At 39.6% G+C, this 18192-nt stretch carries 16 protein-coding genes and 1 other RNA gene; 6 read left to right on the forward strand and 11 right to left on the reverse strand.

The annotated features are described in order from the left end of the window. Positions 1-212: 212 nt before the first annotated feature. From EM4838_RS12530 to EM4838_RS12565, 8 genes are all read right to left on the reverse strand, one after another. A complete protein-coding gene (locus tag EM4838_RS12530) occupies positions 213-1472 on the reverse strand; it encodes a cytochrome P450 (protein ID WP_071867727.1) in 1260 nt (419 codons plus the stop codon). Between the two features lie 139 nt (positions 1473-1611). After that, positions 1612-2442 carry a prenyltransferase/squalene oxidase repeat-containing protein gene (locus tag EM4838_RS12535; RefSeq protein ID WP_071867726.1) on the reverse strand — a complete coding sequence of 277 codons (831 nt, stop codon included), beginning with the start codon at positions 2440-2442 and terminating at the stop codon, positions 1612-1614. Between the two features lie 149 nt (positions 2443-2591). Next, positions 2592-3038 carry a D-aminoacyl-tRNA deacylase gene (gene dtd, locus EM4838_RS12540; RefSeq protein ID WP_071867725.1) on the reverse strand — a complete coding sequence of 149 codons (447 nt, stop codon included), beginning with the start codon at positions 3036-3038 and terminating at the stop codon, positions 2592-2594. An 11-nt stretch (positions 3039-3049) separates the two neighbouring features. Beyond that, positions 3050-5263, reverse strand: a complete 2214-nt coding sequence (locus tag EM4838_RS12545; RefSeq protein ID WP_071867724.1) for a RelA/SpoT family protein — start codon at positions 5261-5263, stop codon at positions 3050-3052. A 232-nt stretch (positions 5264-5495) separates the two neighbouring features. Continuing rightward, the gene (locus tag EM4838_RS12550) at positions 5496-6257 is read right to left on the reverse strand and encodes a 16S rRNA (uracil(1498)-N(3))-methyltransferase (RefSeq protein ID WP_071867723.1); all 762 of its coding nucleotides are present in this window, start codon (positions 6255-6257) and stop codon (positions 5496-5498) included. Continuing rightward, entirely contained in the window at positions 6258-7205 is a 948-nt protein-coding gene (gene prmA / locus EM4838_RS12555; protein ID WP_071867722.1) for a 50S ribosomal protein L11 methyltransferase, read from the reverse strand. A gap of 12 nt (positions 7206-7217) precedes the next feature. After that, complete coding sequence (locus EM4838_RS12560) at positions 7218-7706, reverse strand: DUF3013 family protein (RefSeq protein ID WP_019723447.1); 489 nt, start codon at positions 7704-7706, stop codon at positions 7218-7220. Beyond that, complete coding sequence (locus EM4838_RS12565) at positions 7675-8343, reverse strand: DNA-3-methyladenine glycosylase (RefSeq protein WP_071867721.1); 669 nt, start codon at positions 8341-8343, stop codon at positions 7675-7677. Before EM4838_RS12565 ends, EM4838_RS12560 begins: the two co-directional genes overlap by 32 nt. Positions 8344-8549: 206 nt before the next feature. On the opposite strand from EM4838_RS12565, the gene EM4838_RS12570 reads away from it, so the two are divergent. The 4 genes from EM4838_RS12570 (at position 8550) to EM4838_RS12585 (ending at position 11026) form a co-directional block, all read left to right on the forward strand. Continuing rightward, a complete protein-coding gene (locus EM4838_RS12570; protein WP_010734217.1) occupies positions 8550-9830 on the forward strand; it encodes a replication-associated recombination protein A in 1281 nt (426 codons plus the stop codon). Positions 9831-9907: 77 nt separating this feature from the next. After that, a non-coding RNA gene (ssrS, locus tag EM4838_RS12575) (6S RNA) lies at positions 9908-10102 on the forward strand. Between the two features lie 91 nt (positions 10103-10193). Beyond that, the gene (locus EM4838_RS12580; RefSeq protein ID WP_071867720.1) at positions 10194-10481 is read left to right on the forward strand and encodes a hypothetical protein; all 288 of its coding nucleotides are present in this window, start codon (positions 10194-10196) and stop codon (positions 10479-10481) included. 71 nt (positions 10482-10552) lie between these two features. After that, entirely contained in the window at positions 10553-11026 is a 474-nt protein-coding gene (locus tag EM4838_RS12585) for a universal stress protein (RefSeq protein ID WP_010734215.1), read from the forward strand. 48 nt (positions 11027-11074) lie between these two features. On the opposite strand, the gene EM4838_RS12590 is transcribed toward EM4838_RS12585, so the two are convergent. After that, positions 11075-13024 (reverse strand): sucrose-specific PTS transporter subunit IIBC, encoded by a 1950-nt coding sequence (locus EM4838_RS12590; protein ID WP_071867719.1) that lies wholly within the window; start codon positions 13022-13024, stop codon positions 11075-11077. A gap of 228 nt (positions 13025-13252) precedes the next feature. Between EM4838_RS12590 and EM4838_RS12595 the strand changes: the two genes are divergently transcribed. After that, entirely contained in the window at positions 13253-14731 is a 1479-nt protein-coding gene (locus EM4838_RS12595; protein WP_071867718.1) for a sucrose-6-phosphate hydrolase, read from the forward strand. Positions 14732-14743: 12 nt separating this feature from the next. Then, entirely contained in the window at positions 14744-15727 is a 984-nt protein-coding gene (locus tag EM4838_RS12600; RefSeq protein ID WP_071867717.1) for a LacI family DNA-binding transcriptional regulator, read from the forward strand. A 235-nt stretch (positions 15728-15962) separates the two neighbouring features. Here EM4838_RS12600 and EM4838_RS12605 read toward each other — a convergent pair whose 3' ends face one another. Together EM4838_RS12605 and EM4838_RS12610 are read right to left on the reverse strand one after the other, a co-directional pair. After that, a complete protein-coding gene (locus tag EM4838_RS12605) occupies positions 15963-17144 on the reverse strand; it encodes an acetate/propionate family kinase (protein ID WP_062806107.1) in 1182 nt (393 codons plus the stop codon). Between the two features lie 24 nt (positions 17145-17168). Next, complete coding sequence (locus EM4838_RS12610) at positions 17169-18176, reverse strand: class I SAM-dependent methyltransferase (protein WP_071867716.1); 1008 nt, start codon at positions 18174-18176, stop codon at positions 17169-17171. Between the last annotated feature and the right edge of the window lie 16 nt (positions 18177-18192).

Here is an 18192-nt window from a genome sequence, read left to right on the forward strand (position 1 = left end):
ATGATTTTTCTTCCTCTGATACACGAATTATAATTTCGCTCATTCCTTCATACCTCCTGTATATTTTTATAGAAGGATGTCGGGAGAGAAGGACTCTAATTACCTAAGAGACTACTTCTCTGCCCACTACCTAATCAATTCTAACGTAAGAGATAAAAGCGAATGTTACTTTTGTCTCTCCCTCACTGAGCAACCCAAGCTCAAAAGCCACGTTACTCTTTGTATAACAATCCTCGGCTATTCGGGTAGGTCGGAAATTGATTGAATGGAATCGTCCAATCTTGTTCTGGCACAGCAAAGGCAAAACGATTCACTAATTGATCGGAAAAAACTCGTAAACTATGCAACGTGATCCATTCACCTGCGCATCGGTGCATTCTTCGGAAATCACCGCCACCTTGTGCAATCATCTCATATTCTTCTTCATAAGAGATTTTTTTCGCTTTATCAATATACCGTTTGATCAAAAATGCCTCTGGTGAAACCACTGTCCGTTCATCATGGTTAGTTCCATACAAATCTAAAATCACCCAACTGTCTTTAGGGATGCGATAGCCATCTACTTCAACATCTTGTAAAGCAAATGCCGGTAACATTGGGAAAAATGGGTAATGCCGACGCATCTCCTGAATAAAAGGATCTTGTAGTTCCTTAAAATCGTTTTTTAATTGTTGATAGATATCTGGTCGGCTGAAAAGAGCATGCCCCATCAATGCCGCCCATACGGTCAATGCCACGGTCGGCCGAATGATATTCAATAATTCTACCGCCGCAATATCCAAAGGCAAAAGATTACCTTTAAGGTCAGTCGCATTCGCAAAAGCATAGAGCGCTACATTTTCTTTTCCGGCTACTGGATTTTCTCGTGCTTCTTCCAACAACTCTTGTGCCCATTTCTCTGATTTTTTCCGATTGTCTACACCTTTAAAATGATCGATCGGTGAAGTCACTGTTCCACTGATCATGGAGATTTGATAATCTGCCAGTTGGTTGATCTCTTCTTCTGAATAATCCGCTAAGTTGATTCCAGACCATTCACAAATAGCAGTAAAAAGTACTTTTTTACTCAGGTCAAATAACTCAAAGGTACCATGCTGTTGTTCCAATTCATGTGCCAATACTCGATCCAATATTTGATGATAGTCTTCCATTCGCTCTGGTGTCATCAAATCCATAAAAATCGCTTTACGGTGATGATGTTCCGCGCCATCTAAAGACTGCACACCGTCCTTTCCAAATAATGTTTTTTGGACCATTTTAGGCATCGCGCCTTCTCGTTTGAAATTTCTTGGATCATAAAAACGTTTCGCTGCCTCTTCTCCATAGATAATCACAGCTTCCTTATTGAATATCTTTGCTTTCACAACAGGTGATTGGGCTTCTTCTCTTAGCTTTCCAAGCATTTTGTAGCCCTCATTATAGTATTTTTTGATTTCGGTCATTTTGATATCGACCACTGGAATTTCTTGCATATTTTTTGCTCCTCCTAATAAATAACTTTAGATATTATTAGGATACTCCTTGTACAATAAAACTGACAAAAGAAGTGTTTGAGACCAAGCTATATCAATTATTTTTCTTGTGCTGCTTATATCCGAATAAACAACTTCTTTATAAATCATTTAAATTAAATAAGATTTCATTATAACGTTCTGTGGCTCTTTCACTCACTCGTCCTTTTTCACAAAAAGATAATTTTCTTAACTTAGGTACCACTCTTTCCACTCGAATCATTCCTTCGTCTAGCTTTGAAGTCAGCGCATGAAATGCCTCTTTGAAGCGCACGTCTTTTCTAGCGTATTTGTAAAAAGACAAAACATAGACATAATAAAATAAATTATAGCTTCTAAAGGGATATTCTACTTGCATGAATAATGTTCCGATCCCGTGATGGCAAGGTCCAATCGGTTGTTTGATCGTCCAATGGGACAATAAAAATTCCACCGCTCGATCCAACCGCTCATCGTTGTTGATCCATTCGGAGAAACGAAAGGCATCCAAAACTGTTAAGGTCGTCATCGGTGTAGAAAATTCGGTTTCAGGGCCTTTGCCAAAACTATACTTATTGCACTTCCATCCGCCATCTTCTTCTTGGGTAGCGAGAAAATACTCAAATGTTTTTTTTAGTCTCTTGTCTGTTGCATGATCTAAATAACACAATGTTCGAAGTGCAGCAGCCGTATGGCATGGGTAGATCGCACCTTTTGGCGAAACTTTGAATCGTCCGTCTTCCCGCCATGCTTCAAGTATCAAATTGGCCGTTTCTTGTAGGTAAGCTTCTTTAGGTAACACACCTGCATCTAAAAGATACAATGGGCATTCTAAAGTACTGAATGGGGCTCCTTTGATCAATTGTTTATCTGGCGTTGCCCAATAATCAAAGCCATTATCATAACGATGTGACAGTATTTCATCTATAGTTGCTTGATTTCCATTAGCCATTGGCAAGCACCTCCTATGTTCAATTTTATCGCATCTCAGTACTTATGACGAACGAAAACCGAAAGCGCATTCTAAAATTAGGAATAAAGTAAACAAAAAAAGGCTGATTTTGAGAAACTCCATCAAAATCAGACTAATCTTTTTATTTTTCATTTGTTTTGAGAATCAATAATGATCGTCACTGGGCCATCATTCACAAGAGAAACCGCCATATCTGCACCAAATTCTCCTGTTTCAACGGTTATTCCTCGTTGTCTTAGCCCTTCGTTAAAGGCTTCGTATAAAGGAATCGCTGTTTCCGGACGTGCTGCTGCGATAAAACTTGGTCGATTGCCTTTTTTTGTGTCTGCAAAAAGAGTGAACTGAGAAATACTCAACAGCGCTCCTTTGACATCTTCAATACTTAAATTCATTTTTCCTTGTTCATCTTCAAAGATACGCATCTGGGCAATTTTTTTGATCAAATAATCGACGTCTGTTTGCGTATCTGTCTCATGAACACCTAGCAAAATCAACAAGCCATGATCGATACGACCCACTTCTCGTTCGTTGATCGACACAGCTGCTTGACTCACTCGTTGGATCACTGCGCGCAAGGTACTACCTCCTAGCCATTCATCCGGCGTACGCTATATACATCCGGTACGGTCTTGATTTTATCGACAATACTTTTCAAGTGTGACAAGTTGCGTATCCCTACTGTCAAATGGATCGTCGCCATTTTGTCTTTATTCGTTCGTGCTTCGACACTGTTCAGATTTTTAGTCATCGCATTCACTGTCTGCAAGACGTCATTTAACATGCCAGAACGATTATAGCCATAGATCTCTAAATCAGCATCATACTCTTTGTTCGTATTTGAAGTGTCTTCCCATTCAACGTCGATCAACCGTTCTTCCACATTTGGTTTATCCGGTTGGACATTCGGACAGTCTTTGCGATGGATCGAGATACCACGTCCTTTGGTGATATAGCCCACGATGTCATCCCCTGGTACAGGATTACAACAACGGCTGATCCGGATCAACAAGTTTTCAACACCTTGGATGACGACGCCACCTTCATGACGAACCTTCATTTTTTCAGGCTCTTTTTTAGGTTGATTCATCAACTCTTCTGCTTCTTGTTTTTGTTGCTCGATTTTTTGTTCTTTCCGCTCTTTTTCAGTCAAGCGATTAGCCATCGTCAATGGACTTACTTCGCCATAACCAATCGCGGCATACATGTCTTCTTCTGTTTGGAAATTCAAACGTTCTAATGCGTCATGTAATTTATTTTTTGAAAGGATCTCCTTTGGTACAAAGCCAAGATCTGTAATACACTTCACTAAAGCTTCATGACCCTTCGTCACATTCTCGTCTCGATCTTGTCCTTTGAAGAAACGCTTGATTTTATTTCTCGCTTTACTAGTAGCTACTAATTTCAGCCAATCACGACTTGGTCCAAATGAATTTGGCGAAGTCAGAATCTCGATAATATCACCATTCTTCAATTTGTAATCTAATTGGACCATTTTCCCATTGATTTTAGCACCAGTCGTTTTGTTCCCGATATCTGTATGGATGCTATAAGCAAAGTCTAACGGTCCTGATCCTTTAGGAAGCTCAGTCACATCGCCTTTTGGAGTGAACACATAGACTTTATCACTAAAGATATCGCCCTTCACTCCCTCCATGAATTCAGAAGCATCGTAACTTTCATCTTGCAATTCGATGATCTCATGGAACCAACTTAACTGTTTTGTCATCCCATCAGGTTCAACTTTGTCGCCTTTTCCTTCTTTATACGCCCAGTGAGCAGCTACCCCAAACTCAGCGATTTCGTGCATTTCTTGGGTTCGGATCTGGATCTCGACAGGGTTGCCTGCTGGTCCGATAACAGTTGTATGCAACGATTGATACATATTCGCTTTAGGCATCGCGATATAATCTTTGAATCTACCTGGCATGGGTTTCCATTTCGTATGGATCGCGCCTAGTACTGCATAACAATCCTTGATCGAATCTACGATCACTCGAATCGCTAGTAGATCATAGATTTCATTGAACTGCTTCTTTTGATCTTTCATCTTACGGTAAATCGAATAGATGTGCTTCGGACGGCCATAGATCTCTGCAAAAATCCCCAATTCTTCCGTTGCTAAACGGATATCCTCCACTGTACCACTGACATAATTTTCACGTTCTTCTCGTTTTGTTTGCATCAAGTGGACGATTCGATAATATTGCTTTGGATTGAGATAACGCAGCGCCGTATCCTCTAATTCCCATTTGATTCGACTGATCCCTAAACGATGAGCAAGCGGTGCGTATATTTCCAATGTTTCTTGCGCAATGCGTCGTTGTTTATCTTCCCGCAAATGCTTTAACGTACGCATGTTATGTAAACGATCGGCTAACTTCACCATGATTACACGTAAATCTTGAGCCATAGCTAATAACATTTTGCGGTGATTTTCCGCTAGTTGTTCTTCGTGGGATTTATATTTGATTTTTCCTAACTTCGTCACTCCGTCCACCAACATTGCCACGTCGTTCCCGAAGGCTTCTCTTAAATCTTCTAAGGTTACTTCTGTATCTTCTACCACATCATGTAAAAAACCAGTGGCAACCGTGTGGGGGTCCATTCGGAGATCTGCAAGAATCCCTGCAACTTGGATCGGATGGATGATATAAGGTTCTCCTGATTTACGAAACTGTCCTTCGTGGGCAGTGGTCGCGTAGTCACATGCTTTTTGCACAAAAGCGACATGTTCAGGTCCCATGTATTGGCTAACCATCTTAATGACGTCAGGCCCTGTTAATATTTCTTCTTTTGGCATGGGAAACATCCCCCTTTCTATTCATAATCAAAACAGATATTTTTTATCGTGAGAAAGCATTTTTTTTATAGCTTAGGATTAAATAATTGTTCTTATTATACCGATTGTGTCAATGATTTTCAATTCCGTACAAAAGGAAAAATGCCCCCTTCACTTTGAGGGATCAAGAAAACAGAAAAAGTCATTCATTTGTTTTGTAGAGAATCGTTATCCCTAACGATTCACTCACCTATTACTTGCTAGGTGCTTGTAATTCAAGCTGAAAACTGGCGGCACTTAGCAAATACAATGGTGCAGTTTCTGTTCGTAGGATTCTTGGACCAAGACCACAAAGAATGCCACCTTGTGATTCAAAATGAGCGACTTCTTGTGGTGATAATCCGCCTTCTGGGCCAAACACTGCAAGGATCCGAGTACCTGGTAAAACAGATTGAAGTATTTTGGCTAAATTAGCGGCTTCCCCTTGTTTTGCTGATTCTTCATATGCAATCAGAAGGACATCATACGAACTGAGCGTCTCATAAAATTCCTTTTCTGTCTCCATTAAAGATACTTGCGGGACGACTTGGCGATGCGACTGTTCCGCCGCTTCCTGTGCAATCTTGACCAATCGTTCTTGTCGCTTTTTACGTTTTTTGGCATCCCATTTGACGACAGAAGCCGCAGCAGGAAATCCCACAAACCCGTGAGCGCCTAGCTCTGTCCCTTTTTGTACGATCCAATCCAACTTATCCCCTTTAGGATATCCGCTAGCAATCGTGATCTTGCAGGGTAATTCTTTTTGAACACTTTCTTTCGCCACTTCGACTAAGAAAACTTCATTCTCGTTCATTTCATTGATTTCTGCAATGATCGCGATTTGGTCGTTAAATGCTAAATAGACCTGATCTTTCACTGCCATTCGCATGACTCTTACCATATGGTGATAGGCTTCACCTTCTATTACAAAACGTTCTTGTGGTCGATAAGGTTCATCTAGAAAATATCGTTGCATTTAATCCACCTCAGGTTTTTTTAGCATAATGGCATACCAATCTTTTTGTTGGAACACTTGATCGACAACAAAACCTTGTTCTTCCATCGCTGCGAGAACCATTTCTTTCTTCTCTTCAATGATTCCAGAAACGATCAACGTCCCAGTTTGTTTTAGTAAACGCCACGCATCAGGGATCATCAACAAAATGATATCAGCCAAAATATTAGCTACGATCACATCACTCTCGATCTCAATACCTTTTAATAGGTCATTGGCCGACACATGCACATCTTTGGCTACTTCATTTAGATCCATATTTTCTTTTGCTGAACGTACTGCCACTTCATCGAGATCATACGCATAGACTTCTTTTGCCCCTAAATGCTTCGCCGCAATACTCAACACTCCAGAACCAGTACCGACATCTAAAACCGTTTCTCCACCTCGCAAGGTCGACTCCAGTGCTTGTAATGTCAAAGAAGTCGTTGGATGCGTACCTGTTCCAAACGCCATCCCTGGATCTAATGTAATGATTTTTTCTAATGGATCAGACGTTTGGTAACTTTCCCAACTTGGTACGACAGTTAGTAAACGTGTGATTCGAACCGGATGATAATATTTTTTCCAAGCCGTTGCCCAATTGCTTTCTTCGACTTCACTCACCGTCACAATGTTCTTACCGATCGCTAATCCAAATTCGGGTAATTTTGTCACACGTTCTTTGATAAAAGGTAAAATTTCCGGTAAAAAGATCGTTTCAGGGAAATAAGCCATCACGATGGCACCCTCTTCAATCGTTGTAAAATCTTCTTTTGTCAGGATTTCTCCATAAGGATCAGATTTAAAATTTTCGACGTCCAATGAATCTTCGATCGCGACACCACTCGCTCCTGCTTCCATTAAAATATTTGCGACTGCTTCAACCGCTTCACTCGCCGTTTCGATTTTGACTTCATTCCATTTCATATACGTTGCTCCTTAATAGCTGGGATAGGGTAGATATACATCTTTTTCATTTTGTTGTTTTTCTTCGACTAAACGTGTGAACACATGGTTGTCCCATTTCAATTCAAAGACAGCTGTTTCGTCTTCTGCATCTAAAAAATCTAAAAGATCACTTTGACCTTGTGCTAATACATCATTCAAGTAGTCAATCAGTGCATCGGCTACAGAACTCGCTAACCCTTTCTTTCCTTCATAAGGGATCACTGCCAGGTAATCTTGCTCATCAAATGTAGATTTTTCTGGGTTGAATAGTAAAACACCATCTTCAAATTCAATGATTTCTTCTTCCGAGACAACACCTTGGGCATCATCTAATTCAAAATGCGCTTGATTTTCTGCAAATAAACGTACCACGATCTCAATCGTATGGTTTTTTGTGTCCCAATCTAACGCCACATCATAGTCTGTGATCTTCTTTTCAATGGCTGTATCAAGGTAATCCAATATTGTTGTTTTCTTCATTTTGTTTCCTCCAACCCCAGTCTTCATCGACTTGGTTCTTTTTTTGTAATGAAAGATACGGATTTCCAGCAACGACAAAACGCAATGGTTTTTCCGTCCATTCTCCTTTATTCGGTATACCGATTCTAGGCAACGCCAATATTTTTTTTGGTAGCCGTTTTTTCTCAAAAACCAAACGCAACGAGCTATCACGAATCGACTGTCCATATAAATCTGGTGATAGACCTAAGGCTGCCACTAATTTTCCCGGACCATTACTAATATCAGGACCCGCCTTCCCTTTGCGATTCAGGCTCATTTTCTCAATCCCTTCAACCGGCTCAATGGCCCGGATCATCACCCCTTGTGGTACTCCTTCGGGTTGTGTGATGATATTTAAGATCAAGTGGGTGTGCATTGTGTAGAGATAGATTGTTCCTGGTTCTTCATACATCGCACGCACTCGAGGCGTACGCCGCATACCATAACTGTGAGCAGCCAGATCTTCCGGACCTAAATAAGCTTCTGCATCTACGATATAGCCACCTAAGCGTCCATTTGGTGTTTCATATTCCAGATACATTCCTAGTAAATCTTTTGCCACTTCTGCCGTTGTTTTATTTAATAAAAGTTCATCTAATTGTTTTTGATTTGTCATTTGCTTCACCACCTTTATCATACACAATATTAGGCAAAGAAGCTATGAAAAAAGCGGGTCAGAAAGTTGGCGATTGCCATTGCTGAGCTAGAGAAACCTATTTCTAGCTTCTCGCCCTATTCTGACGATTCCTCCGCCTTTTGCGCCCCTTTATCCTATGAGATATGTTATAATAAACGAACGAATAATCCAAAGGAGGCAGACTGATGCAACAACCATTAGCCTATCGGATGCGTCCGAAAAATATCGATGAAGTCGTTGGCCAACGCCATTTAGTTGGTGAAGGTAAGATCATTCGCCGTATGGTTGATGCAGAAATGTTATCTTCCATGATTTTATATGGACCACCCGGCACAGGAAAGACAAGTATCGCTAGTGCCATTGCTGGCTCAACTAATTTTGCCTTTCGGATGTTGAATGCCGCGACTGATTCTAAAAAAGATCTACAAGTTGTCGCCGAAGAAGCTAGAATGAGCGGTACTGTGATTCTTTTACTTGATGAAGTCCATCGATTAGATAAAACAAAGCAAGATTTTTTACTTCCGCATTTAGAAAACGGACGTATCATCTTGATTGGGGCAACCACTGAAAATCCTTATATCACTATTAATCCAGCAATCCGTAGTCGGACACAGATCTTTGAGGTAAAACCGTTAGACGAAGAAGATATCCAATTAGCCATTCATCGTGCATTGTCCGATAAAGAAAATGGCTTAGGAGAATCATCCATCAAAATAGATGAAAATGCCTTGCTTCATTTATCTCGCGCCACTAACGGCGATTTGAGAAGCGCACTTAATGGCTTGGAACTTGCTGTACGTTCCACTAAAAAGCAAGAAGACGGCACAATTCATCTCACCCTCGCTATTATCGAAGAGTGTATCCAGCGAAAAGCATTGACGCATGATAAAAATGGGGATGCTCACTATGATGTGATCTCCGCCTTTCAAAAATCCATTCGTGGGAGCGACGTGGATGCTGCATTACACTACTTGGCACGTTTAGTCGAAGCTGGGGATTTAGCAAGTATTTGTCGTCGCCTGATGGTGATCGGTTACGAAGATATTGGGTTAGGCAACCCTGCTGCTGCGGCTCGAACAGTCAACGCTGTGCTAGCTGCCGAACGTTTAGGTTTACCAGAAGGACGTATCCCTTTAGCTGATGCAGTCGTCGATCTTTGCCTTTCACCCAAATCCAATTCTGCCTATACCGCATTAGATACAGCCATTGCAGACATAAGAGCAGGAAAAGCGGGCGAAGTTCCTGATCACTTAAAAGATAGCCATTATCAAGGTGCCAAGTCATTGAATCGAGGTGTAGACTATCAATATCCTCATAGCTACGAAAATGCTTGGGTCGATCAACAATATCTACCTGATAAACTGAAACATACACAGTATTATCAACCTAAAAATACTGGGAAGTACGAACAAGCCTTAGGACAGCAATATCAGCGCATTAAAGAATGGCAGAAAAAAACACAATAACCACCGTCATTGAAAGCGTTCAAAATTATTGAGCGCCCACATTGCTCTTTTTAAATCCATGTGCTACTATAGAAGTGGGAAATCTGTGATGTTCGAATTGTCCTCTTTGTGTGTTGACCGAACATTTTTATTGATATCTTGGGACCTGTCTTGTGTCACAGCTGGTAACATGCCTTATCATTTGGTAGTTCGATGCGACGACCATGGGACCCACCTGCTTGAATTCGCGGGATCAATACTACAGGACAAACAACGGCATTAACGGAGATTACCATTTTTTTACCTATTAAGAGGCAGTACCGATTTATCGGTACTGCCTCTTTTATGGTATGATTGGTTTTAGAAAAAGTAGGAGTGGATACAATGATTCGTTTATTGATGGCGATTGCCGCCTTATTACTATTATTTGTCAGTTATTACTTATTTAAAAAACAAACGATTTTTTTCGTTCTTATCGAACAGAATAAAAAGAATCAAGATTTTCTAAGTATTTTCGGTTCGATCTACGCGTTTTTAGGACTTCTAGGACTCGTTGTCGTAGCCATCAATCATCGGTTTTTTGCATTACTTTATTTAGTCATCGTAATCGTTGTTGCCTCTGTCTTCAGCATCGGTTTTGCCAAAAAAATGACGAAACCTGACAGTAAATAATTCTCATTTCTTTGAATTTGCTTTACAATAGAATTGTAAACCAAGTATCTTTTTTGAAGGAGTGAATGCTGATGTTACAACAATATAGAAAAATCATGGTTGCGGTCGACGGTTCTGAAGAAGCCGAATTAGCGTTTAAAAAAGCAGTAAACGTTGCTTTAAGAAATAACAGCGAGCTTTTATTAGCTCATGTCATTGACACACGATCTTTCCAAACTGTTTCATCCTTTGATGGCATGTTGGCAGAACAAGCAACAGAAATGGCCAAGCAAACACTAGCCGATTATGAGATGAAAGCTAAAAAAGCTGGATTACATCAAGTGACAACTGTGGTAGAATACGGTTCTCCAAAGCATATCATTGCTAAAGAAATCCCTGAAGACCATGAAGTGGACTTGATCCTTTTAGGTGCAACTGGACTCAACGCAGTCGAACGTCTATTTATCGGTTCTGTTTCAGAATACGTTATTCGCAATGCAGCATGTGATGTTCTAGTCGTACGTACAAACTTAGAAAATCAATTACCAAAAAAAGAAGATAAGTGATTATTTCATAAAAAGCATTGAGAAATTTTTATTTCTCAATGCTTTTTATTAGTTAGATTCTGTCTTTGAACGTAGCATGAGCAATCTTTCTTTGCTATCTACTGTGCCTTCTGTAACAGGAGTAATTGATTCATACGACAAAGAATTGGTAATAATCACCATTACCGTATCATCATAACCGGCCTGCTTGAGCTTTTGCTGATCAAATCTTCCCAACAGCTGGCCTTTCTTTACCTTATCTCCTACCTGAAATTCTGTCGAAAACCCTTGACCATTTAATTCAACTGTATCAATACCTATATGGATCAAAATTTCTCCACCAGCATCTGTTTTCAACCCATAGGCATGTTTCGATTCATAAACAACAGTCAGTTCACCATCGGCTGGAGCAAATAAAAGTCCTTCCGTTGGTCTGATTGCTATTCCTTTCCCCATCATCTCTTTAGAAAATACAGGATCTTCCACTGTCTGAAGTGATATCAGTTTACCAGAAACAGGAGCGACGATCACTTCTTCTATCACACGTTCCTCCTCTTTTGCAACACTCGGTACATCTGCTGTTTCCGGTTCTTCACTAGCAAGTAGGTATGCGTGTTTTTTTCCATAAAGATATGTTGTAGTGAAACCAACGAGTAAACTGATCAGGATACCTATCATGAAAAAAGGAATCTGATTAGGCGTAATTGAAATAAAGCCGATGACGCTGGCGGGACCTAAAGCAATAGCAAGTACATGGAAAAAACCGATGAACATGGAGGAGATCCCGGCAGCAATCATTCCACAAATAAATGGAAACTTTAATTTTAGATTGACACCAAAAATTGCTGGCTCTGTAATTCCTAGTAAAGCAGAGATGCTAGCAGAAGTTGCTAAACTTTTTTGCTTTGTATTTTTAGTCAATAACATGATGGCAAGTGTTGCTGCACCCTGTCCAACGTTTGCCATTGAAGCAACTGGGAAAATAAATGTTCCTCCCGTTCGAGCCACATCAGCCAATAAAGATGTTTCAATTGCTGGAAAACTTTGATGAAGACCAGTGATCACGATTGGTGAATAGAACAAACCAAAAATCCCTAATCCGATTGCTCCAGTTGTTTGATACAACCAACTCAACCCTGCTGTTAAGCTGTCTCCGACTGCTTGCATCACTGGACCAACCACAACGAATGTCAAAAAACCTGTAATGATAATGGCTAACATCGGTGTAAATGTATAATCAAATGCATTAAGTAAACGTTTATGGAAGAATTTCTCTAAATTCGCCAAAATCCATGAAACAGCTAAAACTGGTAAGACCGATCCTTGGTAACCTGCTTGAGCAATGTTTAACCCAAAAATATTCCAATAAGGCATTGTTCCTTCTGCCACAGCATTTGCTACGCTGTACCCATTGACCAGCTCCGGCATCACCATCGCCATTGCCATTGCTGCTCCTAGATAAGGATTGCCACCAAATCTTCGCGTTGCTGAAAAACCTACTAGGATCGGGAGAAATGCAAATGGAGCAGAAGCCAGTAAATTAATAATGCTAGTCACATCTTTTAAATTAGGATACATCTCAATCACTGATTGTGGTCCGAATAGATCTTGTGCGGTCAAAACATTATTGATTGCCATCAATAACCCACCTGCGACTAAAGCAGGAACAATTGGTACGAATATATCAGACAGTACTTTGATCAAGGACATAAAAGGATTCTGTTTCTTCCCTGATTGTGCTACCGCTTTCAAATCGTCAGTCGATGCTTCTTTTGTACCGGTCAGCTGTATAAGTTCGTCGTAAACGTTATTCACATCACCTGCGCCTATAATGATTTGGAATTGATGGTTTGCTTCAAAGGTTCCTTTTACTTCATCAATGGCATCTAGTGCCTTTTGATTCACTTTCGCTTGATCTTTTAATACTAAACGCAAACGAGTTGCACAATGTGCGGCAGCTTGGATATTATTTTCCCCTAGTGCGTCATTGATTTCTTTTGCCACTTTTTTATAATCCACTTTTTGTCCCCCCTATATAATCTAAACATCAATTTTTTGTAACCGTTATCCTAGCTTGAGTATGCCACGACACTTCACAATTGTCAAACGTTTATCAAAAATAAAGCTTATCTTTTAAATTAAATAACCAGTAATAAAATAATACAAATAACAATAATGATATACGTTTGACATTAATGTTGGTTCGAGCTATTCTATAATAGAATACGTTTACAAGGAGTCGTACTTATGAATAATAATTTTAAATGGACACGTCAACTACGTTATCAAGCTTATCAGGCGTGGCCTCAAGAGTATCAAACACTGTTAAAGGAACAAGTAGCTCATTCTCCTTGGCGTTTGGATTACCACATTCAACCACCTTCTGGTTTGTTGAACGACCCAAATGGTTTTTCTTTTTTCAACGGCAAATGGCACTTATTTTACCAAGCTTATCCGATGGGCACTGTTCATGGGTTAAAATCTTGGTACCACTTGACTTCTAAGAATTTAGTCGATTGGCAAGAGGAAGGATTGAAACTTCTGCCCAGCACATCATATGATAGTCATGGCGTCTATTCCGGTTCAGCACTTCCGGTTAATGACAAATTATTTTTGGCCTATACAGGCAATGTCCGTGATGAAAATTGGACACGCACTTCGTATCAGTTGGGTGCATGGATGCAACCTAATGGCGAACTATCAAAATTAACCACCCCACTGATTTCTAAGCCACCTTACGGCTATACACAAGAATTTCGAGATCCTCAAGTGATTTTTTATAAAGACGAATATTTTTTATTGTTGGGTGCACAAAATCAAAATAAACAAGGAGAAATTTTAGTTTACCGCAGTCCTGATCTAGACACTTGGTCTTACGCAGGTCCTTTACAATTTACGCAACAATCGATGGGATTTATGATCGAGTGTCCTAACTTAGTATTCATCGACGGAAAAGCGCTATTGCTTTTTTGTCCACAAGGCTTAGAACAGTCTAATCTGGAGTATCAAAATATATACCCGAATGCTTACATCATCGGAGAAGCCTATAACATCGAAACGAATCAACTTACCCAACCTTCAACCCTTAGAAATCTTGACGAAGGCTTTGATCTTTATGCTACTCAAGCATTCAACGCTCCTGATGGTCGTGCCTTAGCAGTTAGTTGGATCGGGTTGCCTGAAATCAGTTATCCGACTGATCCATTTGGCTGGGCTCATTGTCTAAGTATCGTCAAAGAGTTGACGATCGAAAATGGGACACTCCATCAACGTCCTGTAAAAGAAATGAGTCAATTACGGATTGATCCGCCATGTTCTTTGAATCAATCAGTCTCACAGATAAATACCGAGCAAAATCGCTACGAAATCAACTTAGAGTTTAAAGAAAATCAAAGTGGAAAAATTCATTTATGTAGTGATCCCATGGGAAATAACGGATTGATCCTCTCTTTCGATCGCAGGCATGGTAAAATGAAAATAGATCGTAGCTTATCAGGAGAAGTATTTGCAGAAGATTATGGTGTCACAAGAGAATTTACAATTTCACAAGAACCTTTGTCTTTACAAATCTTTGTTGATATTTCTGTAGTCGAAATCTTTATCAATGACGGTAAACAAACGGCTACTGCCCGAATTTTCCCTTCAAGCGAACAGACCACACTCTTGATCGAATGTGACCATGCCTTCTCAGGAACGCTTTGGAAGTTACGTAAAATGAATGAATAGAGGGTAAGTTAAATGGTTGTTAAATTAACCGATGTAGCCAAAAAGGCTGGAGTCTCACCAACCACTGTATCACGTGTCATCAATAACTACGGCTCATTGAGCCAAAAAACAATCGATAAAGTAAATCAAGCAATGAAAGAATTAAATTATCAACCCAATTCATTGGCTCGTTCTCTTCAAGGAAAAAACACCCAATTGATTGGCTTGATTTTTCCTACAGTTGCCAACCCTTTCTTTGGTGAATTAGTCGAACAATTAGAAAGTAAACTATTTGATTTAGGATACCGTTCAATATTATGCGATAGTGCAAACAATAAAGAAAAAGAACGAAACTACCTCAACATGCTAGCTGCAAACAAAGTAGATGGTATCCTTGCTGGAGCACATAATCTGGGTATCCAAGAATACGAAAATATTGAACTACCCATTGTCTCCTTCGACCGCTATTTAGCCGAAGGCATTCCAATTATCAGTAGTGACAATTTACGTGGTGGATACTTAGCTACCGAAAACCTTTATTTAAAAGGTGCCAGAAACATTGCCATCTTAACTGGCTCCCAAGAATCAAATTCACCGACCAATCAACGATTGAATGGATATTTGGCATTTATGGAAGAATTCCAGTTAGAGCCGCACGTGTTTCATTTTCATTCTACTGCCCGCTCAACTGCTTTAAAAAATTTAGAGATCAAACGGATTTTAGAAATGGAAACAATTGATGCTTTATTTTGTACAGACGATTTAACTGCTATTTTAGCCTATAATCTCTGTCAAGAGTTGCATATTAAAATTCCTGAAGAAATAAAAATCATCGGGTATGATGGAACAAAAATGATTCAAAATTATTTCCCACAGCTCTCGACCATCGCACAACCAATTACAGATATTGCTGACATCTTAGTCGACCTAATGCTCCAACGGATCCAGGATCCAGAGAAACCACTTGAATCCAACTATGTGTTACCAGTGAAATTGATTCAAGGAAGCACGACATGAAACAATCAGCGATTTGAATGAAAGTATATCTTCTATTTTCCTATTACTAGAAGATATACTTTTCTTAGGCGTTGCTTCTAGCTTCGTTCAGCTGATTTAAGTCAGGCAAAAAACCAAAAAGAGCTGGACAATGTCCAACTCTCTTTTTATAGAAACTTTATATTAATCCGGCTAATTTCTTAGCGTCATCCAAATCACGCGGACAAACATCCATTACTTCTTTATTTGAAGCAACTTAACGCAAGCGTTCTACATCACGTGCAATCATTAATTCTTCATCTGTTGGGATGACTAATACTTTGACTTTTGAGTCTTTTGTTGAGATGTCTAACTCTTCACCACGTAATTTGTTCAATTCTGGATCGATCTCACAACCAAACCATGTCATACCTTTGATCACTTCGTTACGCACATGACCATCGTTTTCTCCGATACCCGCAGTAAATACGATTGCGTCAACGCCGTTCATTGTTGTTACATAGCCACCGATATATTTACGGATACGGTCAACAAATACATCATAAGCCAAACGGATCTCTTCTTTATCGTAATTGTTTTCAAGGTCACGCATATCACTAGATAGATTTGTTAACCCTAAAAGACCAGATTTTTTGTTTAAGATATCAACCATTTCATTGATATCGATCGATAATTTTTCCATTAGATAAGGTAAGATCGCTGGATCGATATCACCAGAACGAGTACCCATCGTTACACCAGCTAATGGCGTGAAGCCCATTGATGTATCAACAGATTTACCACCGTCAACAGCAGTAATCGAAGCACCATTTCCTAAATGACAAGTAATGATTTTTAAGTCTTCGATCGGCTTACCTAACATGTCTGCCGCACGTTCAGAAACATAACGGTGACTTGTTCCGTGGAACCCATATTTTCTCACTTTAAAATCTTCGTAGTAAGCGATTGGTAAGCTGTACAAGTAATTGTGTTTCGGCATAGTCGCATGGAAAGACGTATCAAAGACAGCTACACTTTGGATATCTGGCAAAATTTTCTTAAATGCTTTGATTCCCATTAAGTTGGCAGGATTATGCAATGGTGCAAATTCTGCTAATTCTTGGATGCGTGCCATTACTTCTTCATCGATGACTACAGAGTCACCATAAGTTTCTCCACCGTGAACGACACGATGTCCGACACCTGTGATTTCATCATATGCGCCTAAAATATTTAATTCGATCAATTGATCCAATAACATTTTTACAGCAACTTCATGATCATCAATATCTAAGATTTGTTCAAATTTTTGGCCTTCACCATACTTGATTGTAAAAATTGAATCATTTAATCCAATTCTTTCAACGATTCCTTTAGCAACTACAGTTTCTTCTGGCATTTGGTATAACTGCCATTTTAAACTTGAACTTCCAGCATTGATTGCAATTGTTTTTGACATGTTACTCTCCTTTTTGGTAAATAGTTATAAGGAAGCTGATTTCCAGTTTTTAAATTCGTTAAAAAACTTCGTCACCTTCTCTGGTTCTTTTAGTGAATCAAGTTTAACAAGCAGTACTTCTTTGGTTTGTTTTGCTTGTTCGCCTTTTTTCTGTATAATCAAAATACTTTTTTGTGATTGCTTATTTCGGAACAACTCATCCGGCAATTGGATCATACCTTGAAGATAGCCTTCTTCTTTAAACCATTTTTTAATGTACTCGCTTTGCTCTGTCTCCAAGAAATTGCTTGGCATCAAGAACAAACCGAAACCATCTGGCTTGACGTATTTCATTGCCTGTTCCAATAAAAGATGATGAGCATAACTGTGACCTTCTGTCGCGCTTGTCAAAAAGTCTTGCGCTTTTTGATCATTCGGATAAAATCCGATTGGCAAGTCACTGATCGCGACATCAACTGGTTCGATCAATAAGTCTTGTAATCCATCTTGGTGAAAGTATTGAACACTCGCTTGCGTCAACTCACTTGTAGAAGCCGCAACAGACAGTAGTGTATCATCGATATCCACACCAAAACCTTCTGTATGGTATCCAGCAATGTTTAGGTTTAAAAGAACTGTTAATAACAAATTGCCCATTCCTGCTGAAATATCCAAGACACCGATTTTTTCTTTATGATCAGGAAATAGTTGTTCAATCAAGAAAACAAACAAGAAACCAATACTATCTGGTGTCAATTGATGGTTTGCTTGTAAGTGCTCGGTTTGACTTCCCTTTAACAAAAGCAACTGCGATAAACGACGCCACTCTTCCGGTTCAAATGATAATTCACTCAGTTTTTGATAAAGCTCTGAGATCTGTTGGGTTGTCTTTTCATTTGGTACACCATCTACTACACGTACTTGATAGTTGTCTCTTAAATTTTCGGCATTTTCAACATAAGCTTCTAAAAAAGAAGTTCCCAATGCGTTTTGTAAAAGCTGAATAGCTTCCAGGTTTTGCTCAAACCCTTGTTCCATTTTTTCTGGTAACATCGTGCGCCTCATTTCT

The sequence above is a fragment of the Enterococcus mundtii genome (assembly GCF_002813755.1).
Lineage (GTDB): Bacteria > Bacillota > Bacilli > Lactobacillales > Enterococcaceae > Enterococcus_B > Enterococcus_B mundtii.

What these genes read in the sequence shown, in the direction of transcription:
- EM4838_RS12530 (WP_071867727.1), bottom strand. Translation starts at nt 1,472, where the DNA reads ATGCAAGAAATTCCAGTGGTCGATATCAAAATGACCGAAATCAAAAAA.
- EM4838_RS12610 (WP_071867716.1), bottom strand. Translation starts at nt 18,176, where the DNA reads ATGTTACCAGAAAAAATGGAACAAGGGTTTGAGCAAAACCTGGAAGCT.
- EM4838_RS12595 (WP_071867718.1), top strand. Translation starts at nt 13,253, where the DNA reads ATGAATAATAATTTTAAATGGACACGTCAACTACGTTATCAAGCTTAT.
- EM4838_RS12545 (WP_071867724.1), bottom strand. Translation starts at nt 5,263, where the DNA reads ATGCCAAAAGAAGAAATATTAACAGGGCCTGACGTCATTAAGATGGTT.
- EM4838_RS12585 (WP_010734215.1), top strand. Translation starts at nt 10,553, where the DNA reads ATGTTACAACAATATAGAAAAATCATGGTTGCGGTCGACGGTTCTGAA.
- EM4838_RS12550 (WP_071867723.1), bottom strand. Translation starts at nt 6,257, where the DNA reads ATGCAACGATATTTTCTAGATGAACCTTATCGACCACAAGAACGTTTT.
- EM4838_RS12605 (WP_062806107.1), bottom strand. Translation starts at nt 17,144, where the DNA reads ATGTCAAAAACAATTGCAATCAATGCTGGAAGTTCAAGTTTAAAATGG.
- prmA (WP_071867722.1), bottom strand. Translation starts at nt 7,205, where the DNA reads ATGAAATGGAATGAAGTCAAAATCGAAACGGCGAGTGAAGCGGTTGAA.
- EM4838_RS12565 (WP_071867721.1), bottom strand. Translation starts at nt 8,343, where the DNA reads ATGACAAATCAAAAACAATTAGATGAACTTTTATTAAATAAAACAACG.
- EM4838_RS12560 (WP_019723447.1), bottom strand. Translation starts at nt 7,706, where the DNA reads ATGAAGAAAACAACAATATTGGATTACCTTGATACAGCCATTGAAAAG.
- EM4838_RS12580 (WP_071867720.1), top strand. Translation starts at nt 10,194, where the DNA reads ATGATTCGTTTATTGATGGCGATTGCCGCCTTATTACTATTATTTGTC.
- EM4838_RS12535 (WP_071867726.1), bottom strand. Translation starts at nt 2,442, where the DNA reads ATGGCTAATGGAAATCAAGCAACTATAGATGAAATACTGTCACATCGT.
- EM4838_RS12570 (WP_010734217.1), top strand. Translation starts at nt 8,550, where the DNA reads ATGCAACAACCATTAGCCTATCGGATGCGTCCGAAAAATATCGATGAA.
- EM4838_RS12600 (WP_071867717.1), top strand. Translation starts at nt 14,744, where the DNA reads ATGGTTGTTAAATTAACCGATGTAGCCAAAAAGGCTGGAGTCTCACCA.